Source organism: Stenotrophomonas sp. 2201_Sma (assembly GCF_056486685.1).
Map to the genome: position 1 here is coordinate 2612914 of NZ_CM151329.1, position 17389 is coordinate 2630302.

The 17389-nt window shown below is 68.5% G+C and carries 13 protein-coding genes and 1 pseudogene; 3 read left to right on the forward strand and 11 right to left on the reverse strand.

Translation table 11 applies throughout. The annotated features are described in order from the left end of the window. Positions 1–74 precede the first annotated feature (74 nt). The 7 genes and pseudogenes from ACZLIF_RS12205 to ACZLIF_RS12235 form a co-directional block, all read right to left on the reverse strand. Positions 75–1720 (reverse strand): annotated as a pseudogene (locus ACZLIF_RS12205) (MFS transporter). Continuing rightward, the gene (locus ACZLIF_RS12210) at positions 1714–2997 is read right to left on the reverse strand and encodes an alginate export family protein (RefSeq protein ID WP_128989503.1); all 1284 of its coding nucleotides are present in this window, start codon (positions 2995–2997) and stop codon (positions 1714–1716) included. The pseudogene ACZLIF_RS12205 and the gene ACZLIF_RS12210 overlap by 7 nt, the downstream one beginning before the upstream one ends. Continuing rightward, positions 2976–4823 (reverse strand): amidohydrolase, encoded by a 1848-nt coding sequence (locus ACZLIF_RS12215; protein ID WP_206733986.1) that lies wholly within the window; start codon positions 4821–4823, stop codon positions 2976–2978. The genes ACZLIF_RS12210 and ACZLIF_RS12215 overlap by 22 nt, the downstream gene beginning before the upstream one ends. 119 nt (positions 4824–4942) lie before the next feature. Next, positions 4943–5362: a DoxX family protein gene (locus ACZLIF_RS12220; RefSeq protein WP_128989507.1), complete on the reverse strand. Its 420-nt coding sequence runs from the start codon at positions 5360–5362 to the stop codon at positions 4943–4945. A gap of 2 nt (positions 5363–5364) precedes the next feature. After that, positions 5365–6021, reverse strand: coding sequence for a hydrolase (locus ACZLIF_RS12225; RefSeq protein ID WP_065175260.1), 657 nt, complete (start codon positions 6019–6021; stop codon positions 5365–5367). Beyond that, complete coding sequence (locus ACZLIF_RS12230; protein ID WP_065175261.1) at positions 6018–6434, reverse strand: helix-turn-helix transcriptional regulator; 417 nt, start codon at positions 6432–6434, stop codon at positions 6018–6020. Before ACZLIF_RS12230 ends, ACZLIF_RS12225 begins: the two co-directional genes overlap by 4 nt. A 78-nt stretch (positions 6435–6512) precedes the next feature. After that, positions 6513–6845 carry a hypothetical protein gene (locus ACZLIF_RS12235; protein ID WP_128989511.1) on the reverse strand — a complete coding sequence of 111 codons (333 nt, stop codon included), beginning with the start codon at positions 6843–6845 and terminating at the stop codon, positions 6513–6515. Between the two features lie 96 nt (positions 6846–6941). Between ACZLIF_RS12235 and ACZLIF_RS12240 the strand changes: the two genes are divergently transcribed. Further along, positions 6942–9971 carry a sensor histidine kinase gene (locus tag ACZLIF_RS12240; protein ID WP_128989513.1) on the forward strand — a complete coding sequence of 1010 codons (3030 nt, stop codon included), beginning with the start codon at positions 6942–6944 and terminating at the stop codon, positions 9969–9971. Beyond that, a complete protein-coding gene (locus ACZLIF_RS12245) occupies positions 9964–10617 on the forward strand; it encodes a response regulator (protein WP_065175264.1) in 654 nt (217 codons plus the stop codon). Before ACZLIF_RS12240 ends, ACZLIF_RS12245 begins: the two co-directional genes overlap by 8 nt. A 22-nt stretch (positions 10618–10639) precedes the next feature. Here ACZLIF_RS12245 and ACZLIF_RS12250 read toward each other — a convergent pair whose 3' ends face one another. Then, entirely contained in the window at positions 10640–11833 is a 1194-nt protein-coding gene (locus ACZLIF_RS12250; protein WP_128989515.1) for an MFS transporter, read from the reverse strand. 94 nt (positions 11834–11927) lie between these two features. Between ACZLIF_RS12250 and ACZLIF_RS12255 the strand changes: the two genes are divergently transcribed. Beyond that, complete coding sequence (locus tag ACZLIF_RS12255; protein ID WP_128989517.1) at positions 11928–12875, forward strand: LysR family transcriptional regulator; 948 nt, start codon at positions 11928–11930, stop codon at positions 12873–12875. Here the strand turns inward: ACZLIF_RS12255 and ACZLIF_RS12260 are convergent. From ACZLIF_RS12260 to ACZLIF_RS12270, 3 genes are read right to left on the reverse strand one after another with little or no spacing between them, the layout of a single operon-like run. Next, positions 12856–14046, reverse strand: a complete 1191-nt coding sequence (locus ACZLIF_RS12260; protein WP_005414746.1) for a beta-barrel domain-containing protein — start codon at positions 14044–14046, stop codon at positions 12856–12858. The genes ACZLIF_RS12255 and ACZLIF_RS12260 overlap by 20 nt on opposite strands. After that, a complete protein-coding gene (locus ACZLIF_RS12265) occupies positions 14039–16204 on the reverse strand; it encodes a type I secretion system permease/ATPase (protein WP_128989519.1) in 2166 nt (721 codons plus the stop codon). The genes ACZLIF_RS12260 and ACZLIF_RS12265 overlap by 8 nt, the downstream gene beginning before the upstream one ends. Next, positions 16185–17354: a TolC family protein gene (locus ACZLIF_RS12270; protein ID WP_478461998.1), complete on the reverse strand. Its 1170-nt coding sequence runs from the start codon at positions 17352–17354 to the stop codon at positions 16185–16187. The genes ACZLIF_RS12265 and ACZLIF_RS12270 overlap by 20 nt, the downstream gene beginning before the upstream one ends. Between the last annotated feature and the right edge of the window lie 35 nt (positions 17355–17389).

Here is a 17389-nt window from a genome sequence, read left to right on the forward strand (position 1 = left end):
CTCCTGCGGGGTAGCGCGGGGCCATGCCCGGCGAACGAATCCAGCATCCGCCGGGCATGGCCCGGCGCTACCGGTCAGATATCGCTGTGGTGATGAGGCAGGCGGCAGGCAGCGGATCGTGACCACCCACAAAGTGACGTACCACCGGCGCGCGTTCACCACGGTGCAGGGCACGCAGCACTTCCTGGATCGCCTTGTCGTCGGCCGTGATGCGTTCGTGCTGGCGCAGGTGCTCCAGCCAGGACGGGGTCACGAAATACTCCAGATGGATGCCCGGGCTGGCCACATCTTCGACCACGCCCCACACCACCGCACCGTCGCGGCGCCGGACCGTGCCCAGCGCGCGCATCTGCGCCTGGAACGATGCACGGTCGGCGGCATCGATGCGGTATTCGATCGTCACCAGCACCGGCCCGCGATCGTTGGAGACCGGCACCGACAGTTCGGGCGCCGGCCAATGACCCGCAGGGCGCAGGTTGAGATCTTCGGTGCCAGCGATACGCACCCTCCACACCAGCAGCCCGCCGATGACCGCGCCTGCTGCCGCAACCAGCAGCGCCAGTTCCGGCGATGTTCGCTGCGCCAGCGCGCCCCAGCATAGGCCACCGGCGGCCATGCCTGCCGAGAACACCATGATGTACAGCGCCAGCGCTCTCGCCCTCACCCAGGCAGGAACCGCCGTCTGTGCGGCGATCTGCAACGAGGACAGCACCGTGATCCAGGCAAAACCGTTCACCAGCATCACCACCGGCAGCAGGTACCAGCTGCGGGTCAGCGCCAGTCCAACCAGGCTCAGTGCCAGCGCCAGCGTCGCCAGCAACACCAGCAGATCGCGGTCCAGCTGTGCGCGCAATCTAGGCAGCAGCAGCGCCCCGGCAACCGCGCCGATGCCGATGCAGCCCAGCAGCATGCCGTACTGCCCTGCACCGCCATGCATCTGCCCTCGCACCACTACCGGCAACAATGCGTTCATCGCCGCAGCGAAGAAGAAAAAGCCGACCGATTTGATCAGCACCGCCTGCAGACGCCCGGCGCGGCTGGCATAGCGCAGTCCGGCCTTCAGTCCGGCACCGAAGCCTTCCGGCGGCAGGCTCGATGCCTTCGGGTCACGCTTCCAGCCCCAGACCACGAACAGCATCGCAGCGAAGGTGATGGCATTGAAGCCAAAGGCCCACACGGCTCCCAGCTGGGCGACGATCAGGCCACCGACAGCAGGCCCGATCGAACGGGCGATGTTGATGCCGATCGAATTCAGCGCCACTGCCGACGGCAGCATCGACTGCGGAACCAGCTCGGAGACGATCGCTGCCTGCGCCGGCATCGCCATCGCCGCGCCACATCCCATGCAGAACGTGAGCAGCACCAGCAGCTGCGGCGTCAGCATGCCGAGCGAGGTCAGCACCGCCATCAAGGCCGCCACTGCCAGCATCCATCCCTGGGTGGCCAGCAGGTACGTGCGGCGATCGACGATGTCGGCCAGGGTTCCTGCGGCCAGTGCCAGCAGCACGATCGGTACGGTTGTGGCTGACTGCACCAGGGCCACCATCAACGGTGATCCTGTGCGTTCGGCCATCACCCAGGCCGCGGCCACGTCATTGACCCACGTACCGATGTTGCTGGCCAGGATCGCCAGCCAGATCGAGCGGAACATGCGGATCTTCAGCGGGGACCAGGCACCTGCGGCCGGTGCGGGAGGTTGCGATGTGCGTGCATTCACCATTGCCATGCTCCAACGATCGAGGCGAACAACGTGTCCTGGCCACCGGCCTGCGTCAGCGCAGGACCGGCATCGACCCAGGCCAGCTGCAGCTGCCACTGCCAGTGTGCACTGGCCTGCCAGCGGGTTTCGGATTTGTACTGGCGGCCGATCCTGCGCGCGCCGCCTGCGCTGCCGGGCAACGCCACCAGCGGTGCGGGCGTGGTGTACACCGCATCGGCGCGGCGGTGCTTCCAGGCCATCTGCATGCCCAGTTCAGTGGTAACGGATTCGTGCAACCGCAGTGTGAGGGTTGGCTGCACGTCCATCAGGTTCGCCGGCGCCAGCAGGCTGGCTTCGCTGAAGTAGGCCGATTTCGGGAACAGGGCATTGAAGGTGCCCAGCCGGGCGTCGTTCGGGCGGCCATCACCACTGGCGATGTCGGCCTTCAGTCCCAGCCGTGGCTGCAAGGGCAGTTGCGGCCAACGCCAACCGGTATCGGTGGCCAGCGTCCACGCGCGGATATCAAGCTGCTCGCTGGTGGTCCGCAGCTCACCGCCCTGCACGACCAGCTCGCTGTTCCAGTCCAACGATCCGGCCTGGCCGAACCAGCGCGCCCCGAGAGTCTGCCGGCGCTCGATGCCGGCGCCTGCCGCGAAGCGGGCGTCCTCCCGGCGATAGTCCAGCAGATAGAGGTCCCACTGGCCCGGACCCTGGCCTGGCGCCGTGGTTGCATAGGCACCCCACAGATGCGCACCGCGTTCGCCACGGTCATCGAACGCACCCGGCCGGTTCTCCACCGGACGCAGTGCCATCAGTTCCAGCACGCCCAGTCCGCCCTGCCATCCGACCCTGGCACCATCGAAGGCCAGGCGGATATTCGGCCCGTCGCGCACCGACAGCAGGCGCGAGCTGCCATGGCCCGCCTCCTGCCGCCCGAGCTGCACATGCAGGCCGCCGCGCTGCCAGCGCCAGTACGCCTGCTGCACGTCCAGCGCACCCCGATCGGTCCTGCCAGGTCCACCGGCCCTCCCACGCTCGCCGTGCACGCCCAGCTGCAGCATCGCCTTCCAGTCGCGTTCTCCGTAGGTGGCCGACGCCAATGCGCGAAGCAGGCCGTAGCCATCCTCGCCGCCGCCGATACCGAAGCGGGTCGGGTCGTAGTACATGCCGCGCAGACGCATCGAGGCATCCCACTGCAACGTGCCATCAGCGGCATCGCTGCAGTAGCCCCCCTCGCAGGCGAGCGCAAGGGACGGCGCGGCCAGCAGGGCGAGGCTCAGAATGCGAAGCACGAGCATCCCATCGCACCCCAGAATGCGGTCAGATCATTGCTGGGTGCTGCGTGGCGCGCGGCATGGTCGTGTGCACCGTGGGTCCTGCAGGCCGCACCATGGTGATGGTGATGCGCCATCGCCAGGCCGGTGGCCGCGCCGCCCACGTGATACCCCCCGAACCGGTTGACCGGCGACCAGTCCGGCATCGCCGGCGGCAGCTGCGGCGCCAGTCCGGCATAGTCTTCGCCGGCATGCACGATGCGGCCACCGACGACGGTAAGCACGCTGGTGATGTCGGCGATGCGGGCATCTTCGACGCGGAAGAAATCGGCCGAGAGCAGGATGAAATCGGCCAACTGGCCTTCCCTCAAGGTGCCCTTCACCGCTTCATCGCCGGAGAACCATGCGCTGCCCTGCGTCCACAGGCGCAAGGCCTGCTCGCGCTCCAGCAGGTTCTCCTCCCCATACAGCGCCAGGCCGCCGACGGTGCGCCCGGTGACCAGCCACGACAGCGCGACCCAGGGGTTGTAGCTGGCCACGCGGGTGGCGTCGGTGCCCGCGCCGACCGGCACGCCTTCGGCCAGCATGCGCTTCACCGGCGGCGTGTGCCGTGCCGCCTGCACGCCATAGCGTTCGACGAACGCTTCGCCCTGGTAGGCCATGCGGTGCTGTACGGCAATGCCTCCACCCAGTGCCCGGATCCGCTCGATGTTGCGCGGGGTGATGGTCTCGGCGTGATCGATGAACCAGTGCAGTCCATCGAACGGTACTTCGCGGTTGACCTGCTCATAGACATCGAGGATGCGGCCGATGCTCTCGTCATAGGTCGCGTGGATGCGGAACGGCCAGCGCTTCTGCACCAGCAGCTTCACCACATCATGCAGCTCCGGCTCCAGTTCCGGCGGCAGCTCGGGGCGTGGTTCGCTGAACAGCTCGAAGTCCGCTGCCGAGAACACCAGCATCTCGCCGGCGCCGTTGTGGCGCAGCAGATCATCGCCCTGGCGGGGCTGCAGGATCTCACTCCAGCCACGGAAGTCATCCACTTCCTTGCCTTTGTTCTGCGTGAACAGGTTGTAGGCGATACGCACGGTCAGCTGGTCGTCGCGGTGCAGCTGCTCGATGACCTGGTAGTCCTCGGGATAGTTCTGGAAGCCTCCCCCGGCATCGATCACCGAGGTGATGCCGAGCCGGTTCAACTCGCGCATGAAGTGACGGGTGGAGTTGGCCTGGTATTCGACCGGCAGGCGTGGCCCCTTGGCGAGCGTCGCATACAGAATCAACGCATTGGGCTTGGCCAGCAGCAGGCCGGTGGGGTTGCGCAGCGAATCGCGCACGATCTGGCCACCGGGCGGGTCCGGCGTTTCGCGGGTGTAGCCGCATGCACGCAGCGCCGCCCCGTTGAGCAGCGCGCGGTCATACAGGTGCAGCAGGAACACCGGCGTATCCGGTGCGATCTGGTTGAGCTCCTGCAGGGTCGGCAGGCGCTTCTCGTGGAACTGCGCGGCGGTGAAGCCCCCCACCACGCGCACCCATTGCGGCGCCGGGGTGCGATCGACCTGTGCCTTGAGCATGGCCATTGCATCGGCCAGCGAACGCAGCCCGTCCCAGCGCAGCTCCAGGTTGTAGTTCAGGCCACCACGGATGAGGTGGGTGTGACTGTCGTTGAGGCCGGGCACCAGTCGCCTGCCCTGCGCGTCGATGAGCGTGGCTTCGGCTCCCCAACCACGCATGATCTCTTCATCGCTGCCTACGGCGATGATGCGCCCTTCCTGTACGGCCAGCGCCTGTGCATGCGGACGGTGTGGATCGAGCGTGGTGATGCGGGCGTTGCGGATGACCAGTGTGTGCATGCGGCGCTCCTTGGGGGCGGAATCGAGGGCGGCGCCGGCCTGTCCGGCAAGGCCCAGCGCCACGGCAGCGCCGGTGCCCAGTACGACGCTGCGGCGGCCGGGATCGAGTGGCTCATGGTTCATGCGATGTCTCCGGGAAATACGGGGCTGTCCAGCGCCCAGGCTCCCGGCCCGGCCAGCGCGATGGCCAGCAGGACGAGGGTCCACATCAGGGGGTACTCGGCGCCGGCGCGCATCCAGAACCAGCCCTTGGGCACGGCCAGCAGCACGGTGAAGCCGATGAACGCCGCTGCGGCCAGCGCAGCGATGCGTGTCTGCCAGCCCAGCAGTACGGCCATTCCGGACAGCACCTGCAGCCCGGCCAGCAGCAATGGCAGAGGCGCGGCCGACGGCAGGCCGAAGCCACGCAGTTCGCCCGCAAAGCCGCCCAGGCCAGGGCCACCGAACCAGCCGAACAGCTTGCCCAGCGCGTGGGGCAGCAGGAAGCCGCCCGCCGCCACGCGCAGGATCAGCAGCGCCAGGTCGAGCCCCGGATCCATGGTCAGTGCCCGCCTTCCTGGGCGCCGAACATGGTCTTGGCGTACTGGATGCCGATGCCGTAACCGCCCGCGTGATCACGGGCGATTCCGGTGGTCAGGCCATAGGTCTCGCCGCGCGCCCAGTCGCGCTGCAGCTCCAGCAGGTACTGCACGCTGGTCATCGGCACCGCACCGGCCTGCACCATGCGGGCGATCGCCCGCTCATGTGCTTCCACGCTGACATCGCCGCAGGCGTCGGTGATCACGTACACCTGGAAACCCTGCTCCAGCGCTGACAGCGCAGGCCCCACGATGCACACGCTGGTCCACAGCCCGGCCATTACGAGGCGACGCCTGCCGATGCGATTGATCTCATCGATCACCGGCTGGTCTTCCCAGGTGTTCATGGAGGTGCGATCGAACACCTTCTGCCCGGGGAAGATCACCGGCAGCTCCGGAAACATCGGGCCGGAGAACGAGGTCTCCGCGACCGTGGTCAGCACCACGGGCACATTGAAACCCTGCGCGCCCTTGCTGATCAGCGCGACGTTGTTGCGCAGCGCCGAGATGTCGATCGTGTGGGTTGCAAATGCCATCTGCGACTGGAAATCGATCAGGACCAGTGCGTGATCGGTGGGCGATAGCAGGCCTTTGGCAGGAATTGCGGTAGCGAGGCTCATGGATGGACTCCGTTGCGAACAAGGGCAGGGGGAAGGGACAGGGCTGCATCTCCAGCCAGGTACTGGCCGGGGCTGCAGCCGGTCTCCGCGCGGAAGCTGCGGACGAAATGGCTCTGGTCGAAGAAGCCCAGCTGCTGCGCCAGGCAGGACATCGGCAGTTGCACGACGGGCAGCAGCTGACGGGCACGCTCGATACGGCGGCGGCGCACGTAGCGCAGTGGGCTCGCGCCGGTTCCGGTGCGGAACAGCCGCACCAGATGGAAGCGGCTCACGCAGGCCGCGTCAGCCAGCTCGGTGACCCGCATCGGCTGTGACAGGTGTTCATCGATGTAATGCAGCGCACGCTGCAGAGCGGCAGCCTGCCGGGGCGGCAGCGCCGCGACGGTCGGAACAGGGCGGGATACGGTAGCCATGGAGGGGTGCCACGACGGGGTGCCCCATGGTGCGGGGCGCCGGCACGATGCCCTACCCCCGACGGACGAGGGCAGCACCTACCCGAATGGGGGAGACCGTCGCTCCAGCACACGTCGTCCGAACAGCCGCGCGTCCAGCGAGTAGGCACCCGGCCCAAGTGCCAGCAGGGCCAACGGCAGCAACGCCAGGGCCCACGGCACGGACTGCCAGAACAGGCACGGCACGGCCAGCAGCGCCGACAGCGGCGTCAGCACCCCCAGCAGCAGCGACAAGGCGACCAGCAGGCAGGCAGCCGTCAGCCAGCCCGCGTCGGACGGGCGCACGCACAGCGCTGCGACCACGCACAGCCGCAGCCACAACAGGCCGGCGCCGGGACCGCGGTCAGGAAACATCACGAACAGGCGCTGCATGGAGAGTCTCTGTGGTCCATGCCGGCGTGATAGCCGAGTGCCGCGGCAGGCGCCTACCCCGTTCGGGTCACCCCGCACTGCCCCGCACCTGCGAGAATGCGCTGCATGCATGGCTGCCCCTTCCCTTCCCTGCGTCGCCTGACGGCGTTGCTGATGTGCCTGCTGCTGTGCATCGCCCTGCCCGCCCACGCCGTGCAGCGCCCGGCAGTGAGCAGCGGGCTGCCCGGCTACGAGCACACCGCCTGGCGGGTGGGACAGGGCGCACCCGGCGATATCTGGGACATCGCCCAGGATCGCGACGGCCTGCTCTGGCTGGCCACCGGCTCCGGGCTGTACCGCTTCGACGGGCGTCGCTTCGAGCGGCAGCCCGCACCGCCCGGCAGCCGATTTCCCTCCACCAACATGGTCACCCTGGTGCCCGGCGATGGCGATGCGCTGTGGATCGGCTATTTCCAGGCGGGCATCAGCCAGTTCGCCAATGGCCAGCTGCGCAACTTCGGGCGCGCGGAAGGGGTTCCGGTCGGCGTGGTGCCGCGCTTCAGCCGCGACCAGCAGGGGCGCCGCTGGGCCGCCATCAACGGCGGGCTGCGCTGGTTCGACGGCAAGCGCTGGCGGCCGCCACCGGCCAGCGCAGGCCTGCCCGAGCGGCGCGTGCAGTGGGTCCTGCAGGACAGCCGCAATACCTTCTGGGTGCTGGCCGACCTGAAGATCTGGAAACGCGCGCCGGGTGCCGTCCGCTTCGAGGACACCGGCATCGCTGTCTCGCAGATGGCCACGTTGGTGGAGAGCCCGCTGGGTGAGGTGTGGCTGGCCGACCGCGTGCGCGGCACCTCGCCGCTGGCCAACGCGGAGGGTGTGCTGCCACAGCACGAGCGCGAGGCACGCCGCCTGCCGGAGCTGGTCGCTGCGCGGCTGCAGTTCACCGCTGATGGCGCGCTGTGGGCGACGATGAGCCCGCAAGGTGGGGTCGCCAGGGTCACGTTCGATGGCAGGCGCGCCGTGCGCATGGAACGTTTCGATTCACCGGATGGCCTGACCGCAAGGTCGGCCGTGCCGATCATGGCCGACCGCGAAGGCAATATCTGGGTCGGCACCAATCTCGGCCTCAACCGCTTCCGCGCGCGCAGCGTGAGGACGCTGTCGGCCGGTCCTGCCGATCCGTATCGCTCGCTGGTCCGTGCCAGCGATGGCCGCGTGTATGGCTACGGCGAGGATCTGGCGCCTTATGACCTGCGCCGGGAGCTGCTCGACGGCAGTGGCGCGCAACTGAAAGCCGCTGCACGCGGCGCGCCGACGCCGATCTGGCAGTTCGACTGGGTCAATCTCGCCCGCACGCGTAACGGCCGGACCGCACGGATCGCACTGCCGGCGCCGTTCACCGGCCAGCCACTGCACGCGCTGCTGTTTCCCGATGACGAGCAGGCCTGGGTCTGTACCGGCGAGCGCGGCGTGCTGCATTACGGGCAGGGCCGTTGGCAGCGCGAACCGCGCCTGCCCGAGCAGGCCTGTTCCTCCCTGGCAATGGACGACAACGGCCAGCTGCTGCTGGGGTATGCCGATGGACGCCTGCGCCATCTGGGTGATAGCACGATCGAGACCTTCGGTGCCGCGCAGGGGCTGTCAGTGGGGCCGGTGACTGCCCTGCTGCAGCAGCGCGATCTGTTGCTGGTCGCCGGCGAATCGGGCCTGGCCGCACGCCTGGGCGGCGGACGTTTCATGCCGGTACGAACCGACCTTGCGGGCGTGCTCGAGGGCATCACCGGCATGGTGGCCGATGCACAGGGTCGGCTCTGGCTCAACGGCAGCCGCGGCCTGGTGCGTCTGGACAGCGCGCATCTGCGGCACGCGCTGCGCGCCGGCCTGCCGGTGACGCCGCGCCTGTTCGATGCCGTGGACGGCATGCCGGGCGTCGCCCTGCAGAGCGGTCCGATCTCCACGGCGGTGCTGGCCGGTGACGGGCTGCTCTGGCTGGCCACCAACCAGGGCCTGGCATGGCTGGACACGACCCACGCGCCCGTCAACAGCATGGCGCCGAGCGTCCGCATCGGCGATGTGCTGTACGGCAACGTGCACGAACCACTGCGTGACAATCTGCGCCTGCCCGCTGGTACCACCCAGCTGCAGATCGACTACGTGGCCCTTTCACTGGCCCGGCCCGAACGCAACCGCTACCGCTATCGACTGTCGGGTGTCGACGAGGACTGGCAGGACGCCGGCAGCAGCACCCGCGCCTACTACACCAACCTGGCCCCCGGCAGCTACCGCTTCGAGGTGGAGGCCGCCAACGAAGACGGCATCTGGAGCCGGGTGCCGGCGCATCGCAGCTTCCGCATCGCACCGACCTTCATGCAGACGGTCTGGTTCAAGCTGCTGTGCGCGCTGCTGGTGCTGGCGGTGCTGGTGATGGCCGTACGGATCCGCAGCGGACAGCTGGCCGCGCTGTTCCGGGCCCGGCTGCAGGAGCGCAACGGCGAACGCGAGCGCATCGCCCGTGACCTGCATGACACGCTGCTGCAGGGCAGCCAGGGCCTGATCCTGCGCCTGCACGCGATCAGCCAGTCACCACAGACACCGGAAACCGTGCGCAGCCAGCTGGAATCGGCGATGCAGCTGGCCGAACGCAATCTGGCCGAGGGCCGCGAACGGGTCAACGCCCTGCGCGACGGTCCCTTCGCGGGTCGTGATCTGGCCTCGGCCCTGGCCGATGTGCACGCTGAGTACGCCGGCCAGGGCACCAACCCACTGCGCCTGACCGTGGAAGGCACCCCGCCCCGCCTGCAGCCGGATGCTGCCGAGGAGGTGTTCCTGATCGGCCGCGAGGCGATCCGCAATGCATTGCGGCATGCGCACGCCAGCGCCATCGAGGTCGAGCTGTCCTACGGTGCCCGCTGCTTCCTGCTGCATGTCCGCGATGACGGCGTTGGCATTGCCGACGACCATGCCGGTGCCGGCCACTGGGGGCTGCAGGGCATGCGCGAGCGCGCGCAGCGGCTGGGCGCGGCGCTGAAGCTGTGGACGCGGCCCGGCCTGGGCACTGAAGTGGCGCTGTCGGTCCCCGCGCGCCGCCTCTATCACCGAAGGCCGTCGCGCTGGCGCTGGCCCTGGAGCAGACCTGACCATGACTGAGCTCTCCCCTCCCATCGGCGTGCTGGTGGTCGATGACCACCCGCTGCTGCGCGACGGCCTGGCGGCCCTGCTCGGCGCCCAGCCGGACCTGCGGCTGCTGGGCGAAGCTGCCGACGGTGAAGAAGCCATCGCGCAGTACCAGCATCTGCAACCGGACGTGGTGCTGATGGACCTGCAGATGCCCCGGCTGGACGGTGTCGAGGCCATCATGCGGATCCGCGCGCTCGACCCGCGTGCCCGCATCATCGTGCTGACCACCTACCGCGGCGACGTGCGCGCGGTGCGCGCCCTGCAGGCCGGTGCCAGCGCCTACCTGCTCAAGGACATGCTGCGCCATGAACTGATCGATACCATCCGCATGGTGGCCGGTGGTCGCCGTGCGCCTATTCCACCCGCGGTGGCCGCCAGCATCGCCGCGCACGTGGTGGAGGACCGGCTGTCGCCGCGCGAAACCGAGGTGCTGCGGCATGTTGCCGGCGGACTCTCGAACAAGCGCATCGGCGAACGCATGCAGATCTCGGAGCAGACGGTGAAAGCGCACATGAAGAGCCTGATGGACAAGCTGGGCGTCGGCGACCGCACCCATGCGGTCACCCAGGCCCTGCGCCGCGGCATCATCAGCCTGGACGACAGCGGCCACGATTGACGCGCGGCTGCGCGCGCAGCGCTCAGCGCAGGCGGATCAGCAGGCTGCCACCGGCACAGAGCGTCGCCAGCCATGCCACCCCATGCCACCCCCACTGCGCCAATGCCAGGCTGCCAAGTGCTCCTCCGGCCGCCATGCCGATGAACATGCCGGTGAACAGCACTGCATTGAGACGGCTGCGTGCGGCGGGCGCCAGGCCATACACCAGTGTCTGGTGGGCCACCAAAGCCGACTGGAAGCCGAAATCGAACAGCAGTGCGCTGGCCACCAGCAGCGGCAGCAGTGCCGCTGCGGGCAGCCACGATTCGGCGAGCAGCAGTGCAAAGCCCAGCAGTGCCACCATGATCGCCAGCCGTGCCACTGCGGGGCTGCCCAGCCTGTCGGCGAAGCGACCGGCGAACGGCGCCGCCAGCGCGCCCGCCGCACCGGCGATACCGAAGGCCCCCGCGGCAGCACTGCCCAGCCCCAGGCGCGCGTGCAGCATCAGCGCCAGGGTTGACCAGAACGCGCTGAAACCCACCGCCAGCAACGACTGGCTCGCCACCGCCCGGCGCAGCTGCGGCTGCTCCCGCCACAGCGACAGCAACGAGCCCAACAGCGCCGGATAGCGCAGGGTGCTGGTGGGTGCGAAGCGAGGCAGTGCACGCGCCATCACCACCCCCATCGCCGCCACGGACACGGCCGCCAGCACGAACTGGGTGCGCCAGCCCCAGGCCTCGGCCACCATCCCGCTGACCACGCGCGACAGCAGGATGCCCAGCAGCAGACCGGTCATCACCCGTCCGACCACCTGCCCGCGTTGCGCATCCGGTGCCAGCGCCGCAGCGGCAGGCACGATGTCCTGGGCCAGCGTTGCCATCAACCCGACCAGCAGGCTGGCCATCAGCAGGCCCGGCAGGTGCCCTGCCCCGGCCGCTGCGGCGAGTGCAACCGACAGCAGCGCGGACTTCAGCAGGATCAGCGACCGGCGGTCGAAACGATCCCCCAAGGGCGCCAGCAGCAGGATGCCCAGCGCATAGCCGAGCTGGGTCAGGGTCGGCACCAGACCCGCCGCGCGCTCGCCCGCGGACAGGTCCTGGGCGATCAGTCCCAGCATCGGCTGGCTGTAATAGAGCGATGCCACCGAAAACCCGGCACCGGCCGCCATCGCCAGTACCAGGAAGGTGGAAGGTGCCACGACCGGCGGGGCGGTCACGGAAAGCGTGGGGGTGGACATCGGCAACTCCAGTCAGGGGGGACGGGCGTAGCCTGCGCCTATTCGCTTTACGTCTGTAGTAGGATCAAATGAATACTTTTCATGCATGGTGCGTATGATGGAGATGGCCCCGGGCGCCGACCGGCTCGACCTGCTGCGCACCTTCCTGCGCATCGTCGACGCCGGCAGCCTGTCTGCCGCCGCCGTGCAGCTGGGTACCACCCAGCCCACCGTGAGCCGCCGCCTGCAGGCACTGGAACGGCAACTGGGCCTGCGACTGCTGCACCGGTCCACGCATGGTCTGCAGCTGACCGAGGAGGGCATGCGCTGCCAACGGCACGCGCAGCGGGTGGTGGAAGAATGGGAAACGCTCCAGGCCGAACTGCAGGGACAACCCGACGTGCTGCGTGGGCGCCTGCGTGTGATGGTGCCGCATGCGTTTGGACAGGCACAGCTGCTGCCGACCATGCTCGCCTTCCTCGCCCGGCATCCACAGTTGAGCCTGGAGTGGATCCTCGAAGACCGGCGCCCGGACTTCATTGCCGAGGGCGTCGACTGTGCGGTGCGGGTCGGCCCGGTGGACGAGCCACGCATGGTCGCGCTGCCGCTGGCCGAAGTCCCACGCATCGTGGTCGCCGCGCCTTCGCTGGTCGATCCCGATGCGGTGACCACCGCTGCACAGGCGCAGGCATTGCCCTGGATCTCCCTCGTCACCTACTACCGCGAACGCCTGCTGCTGCATGACGCGCGCGGGCGTGCCCACACACTGTCGATCACGCCGCGCCTGCTCAGTGACAACCTGTTCGTGGTCCAGCAGGCGGCGCGTGCGGGCCTGGGTGCGGCGGTGATATCGGCCTGGCTGGTCGCCGAGGATCTGGCGCACGGCCGCCTGGTCCAGTTGTTGCCGGGCTGGGAAGCGCCGCCCCTGCCGGTGCATGTGGTGTTTCCCGCCGCGCGCCAGCAGCCGGCGCGGCTGCGCGCCTTCATCGATGCGATGAAGGCCGCCCTGCCGCAGCTGCATGGCATGCGGCCGACTGCCGGTCTCAGTTCAAGCGCGCCTTGATCAACGGTCGCAGCAGGTAGTTCAGGACGCTGCGCTTGCCGGTCAGGATGTCCACATCCGCCACCATGCCGGGAATGATCGGCAGGGCCTCGCCGTGCCGCCGCAGCTGGCTGCCATCGGTGCGGATCAGCACCTGGTAGAACGATTCCTTGCCCCGCGGCGTATCCTCCTCGATGGTGTCGGCACTGATCTGCTCGACGGTCCCGCTGAGTTCGCCGTAGATGGTGTAGTCATAGGCGGTGATCTTGACCTTGGCCGGCATGCCCGGCACCAGGAACGCGACGTCGCGCGGCTTGACGCGGGCTTCCACCAGCAGCCGTTCCTCCACCGGAATCACCTCCATGATCGGCTCGCCGGGAGGAATCACGCCACCGCGGGTATTGATCAGCACCGTGTTGACCCGCCCACGCACGGGCGACAGGATCTCGGTGCGCCGCAGCTGGTCCTGCCGCTGGTGCACGATCGGCTCCAGTGCGGACAACTCCGCCTTCAGCTTGGAGCGTTCGGTATAGGCTTCCTGGAAATAGGTGTTGCGCAACTCGCTGAGCTTGCCGGTCAACGTGGCGATTTCCTGGGTCAGCTTCAACTCTTCCATCTGGCTGACGGCGTTGCGCGCGACCAGCGGCCGCACGATCCTCAGCTGGTCGCGCGCGATCGACAGCTGCTGGCCGATGGCTGCCGAACTCTGCTGCAATGTCGCACGGCGGGACTGGTACAGCTCCCGCTCCGAACGTGCCAGCGCGCTCCCGGCCGGAATGTCGTCCGGGAACTCGATGGCACCTTTGCCCAGCACCTCCGCATCCAGTCGCGCGATTGCGGCCCGCAGCACCTGCGACTGGTTGGCCGATTCCTCGTAGTTGGTGCGGAAGTGGGTTTCCTCCAGCCGCACCAGCGGCTGGCCCACTTCGACCAGATCTCCCTCCTTCACCAGCAGGCGATCGAGGATGCCTCCTTCCAGGCTCTGGATCTTCTGCATGCGGCTGTACGGCACCACCCTGCCCTCGCCACGGGTCACCTGGTCCAGCTGCGCAAGCGCGGCCCAGCCCACGGCGATGGCCACCGTCGCCAGCAGCACCCACAACAGCGGTCGGTACACGGGATGGGTGGACGCCAGCAGTGGATCCGCAAGCTCGCGCCGCAGTCGCTGCGAACGCTTCTGCCGCTCAACCATGATGTCCTCCTGCGACCGCGGCGATCGGCTGCACCTGGTTGCCCTGCACCACCTGCTCCAATGGGCCGTCCATGATGATCCTGCCGTTGCGCATCACCACGGCACGCTCGACGAGGGCCAGCATGCTGCGCTTGTGGGTGGTCAGTACCAGCGTGCGCTGGCCGAGCCAACGCTGCAGGAACTGGATGACATGGGTCTCGCTCTGCTGGTCGAAGGCGGCGGTGGGCTCATCCAGCAGCACGACAGGCGGATCCTGCAGGATCACCCGGGCCAGGCCGATGGCCTGGCGCTGGCCACCGGACAGGCTGCCGTTGCCCATCACCAGCTGGTCCAGCCCCAACGGATTGCCGCGCACGAAAGGCCCCATGCCCACCGCGTCCAGCGCCTCCAGCAGCTCCTCATCCCGCCAGGCGACACCTTCCAGATTGAGGTTGTCGCGCAGGCTGCCATGGAACAGCGCCACGTCCTGCGGCAGATAGCCGATGTTGCGTGCGCGGTCACCGGGATCGATCTGTGCCAACGCCACGTCGTCCAGCAACAGGCGTCCCTGCTGCGGCGTCACCAGTCCGGACAGAACACGCAGCAGGCTGGACTTGCCGGCACCGTTGCCGCCCAGCAGCGCCACACGCTGCCCAGGTGCGATGGACAGCGCCTGCACGTCGACCACCCACGGCCCTTCGCCCAGCGCCAGGCGGACATCGTGCAGCTGGTAGGCACCCTGCAGGCGCGGCCGGTGCACGAAGCGGGCACCCTGTGGGCGCTCCTGCTCGGCGCCCATCAACTGGTCCAGCCCCTCCATGGCGACGCGGGTGTGCTGCCAGCGCCCCAGCACCGCCGCAACCTGCGCCAGCGGCGCGATCGCCCGCGATGACAGGATCGAGCACGCCACCAGTGCGCCCACGGTCATCGCACCGTCATTGATGCGGTAGACACCGAAGGCGACCACACCCACATACGCAAGCTGCTGCACCACGGCCGCGCCATGGCTGAGGCTGGCGGTGAGCGTACTTGTCTTCAACGCCGTTCCCGCCAGCTGCGCCGTCAGGCTTTCCCAGTGCTTCAGGCTGCGGCCTTCGGCACGGGTGGCCTTCACTGATTCCAGGTGTTCAAAGGCCTCCAGCAGCACGCTGTTCTTCATCGCCCCTTCGCGCAGATTCTGCCGCGACAGCTCACCCAGCCGGCGCTGCGCGAGCACGCCCGGCAGCACCATCAGGACACAGGCCACCACCGGCACCCAGACCACATGCCCACCGATCAGCGCGATCAGCAGCAGGAACACGAACACGAACGGCAGGTCGCTGAGCAGCGCAGCGGTGGACGAGGTGAAGAAATCACGCACGCCCTCAAACTCGCGTACCTGGGTACTGAATGCCCCCATCGACGCCGGCTTGGCGTTGATCCGGGTACCCAGCACGCGGGCGAACAGCAGCGTTCCCAGCTGCAGGTCCATGCGCTTGCCGAGCACATGCAGCAGCTGCCCGCGCAGGACGCGCAGCACCCCTTCGATGATGACCGCCAGGGCAACGCCACTGGCCAGCACCCACAGCGTGTCGAACGCTGCCACCGGCACCACCCGGTCATAGACCTGCATGGCGAAGATCGCCGTCGCGATGGCCAGCAGGTTGGCCACGAATGCGGCGGCCCCCACCTCGACATAGGAGCGCCACAGCTGACGCAGTGGCCCGTAGAACCAGTGCTCGCCCCGGCCCGCGGCGAAATCGCCGACCCGGCCATCCGAGCGGAAGCGCGGTTTGGCGAACACGGCCGTACCACTGTACAGCGCCTGCAGTGCCTGCAGCGGCATGGCCTGTGTTCCACCCTCGGCCTGTGGCACCTCCACCTGCGCCTGGTCATCGCTGATCGCCGTCAACAACAGCGTGTTGCCATTGTTCAGCAGCAGCAGGACCGGCAGCAGATAGGCGTCGATGTCGGTCAGCTCGAAGGCCTCCACGCGCGCGTTCAGATCCGCCCGCCGCAGCGCGCGTGGCACCCGCTGCAATGGCAGCCGCCCCTGCTCCAGAGCAATGCCGTCAACCAGCTCGGCAGCACCCAGTGGCCGGCCCAGCCGCTCGCACAGCAGCAGCAGGCCATCCTGCAGCGGGTCGCGCGGCGTGTTGCCGCTGCCGGTGGTGGTCGATTCAATGCGCGGCGTCTGCATGCGCCCTCCCTCCAAGCAGCTCACCCAGCTGCCCGATCTGGGCGGCAGCGCGATAATCGATGCGGACCCGCTCCATGCGCAGAGTTGCCAGCTGGCGTTCGGCCTCCATGCGCTCGCGCTGCACGCTGAGCAGATCGATGATGTCGCGGCGTCCGACCTGGAACTGGTCGTGATACAGGCCGCCGACGTGCGTGGACTCCTCCACCTGCTGCTGCAGCGCCTGCTCACGCAGTACCAGCGCATCGGCGTTGTCGAACAAGGTGCGCATCTTGCGCCGCAGATCACGACGGGTGGCGTCGGCACTCCACTGCGCCGCCTCCAGTCGCTGCCGGGCTGCCGCCGGCCGCTGGAAGTTGCTGAAGCCGCGCAGGACATCCATGCGCAGGCGCAGCGAAACCACCGCGTCGTTCTCCATCTGCCCGCCGATCTCGCGGCGCAGCGCCGATGCCTCCACGTTGAGCTGTGGCTTCAATGCCGCGCGTGATTCGGCCAGCTCCGCCTCGGCTGCAGCGGCATCCTCGCGCGATTCCCGCAGCAGCGGCGCGGCCTCGATCGCTGCATCCAGGCCGTCATGCTGCCATGCCCGCTTTCCGTCAGGCAGGTCGGGCGCCTGCAGCGGGCCAGCGTCCCGGCCCAGCAGCAGGGCCAGCTGGTTGTTGGCATCGCGCAACGCGCCTTCCTCGAACGCCAGCTGGTCCTGTCCGCGCGCGAACTCCAGCTGCGCGCGATCCAGCTCGGTGCGGTCGGCGTAGCCACTGCCGCTGCGGTCGCGGGCCATGCCGCGGACGCCCTCGATCCGCTGCAGGAAGTCACGCACGGCCGCCACTCTTTCGCGTGCGACCAGCACGTCCAGATAGGTCTCGATGATGTCCAGCGCCGCGTCGTCGCGGGCGACTTCCAGTGCTGCCAGATGACGGCGCTGGGTCGCACTTGCGGCCTCGACCTGGCTGCGCGTCCGGCCCCAGTCGAACAGCATCTGCGACAGCGTGACGTCGTACACCATCTCGGACATGTGTCCAGCCTGCGGTCCGCCGGAGACCTGCAGCGCGGGAAAGTAGCCCCCCCGCGCGATCTTCACGTCGGTGCCTGCCCGTTCCGCCTCGCTCAGTGCCGCACGCACCCGAGGATGGATCGCCAGTCCGGTCTGCACAGCCTGCTCCACACTCATTGCACTGGCCCCCGCCG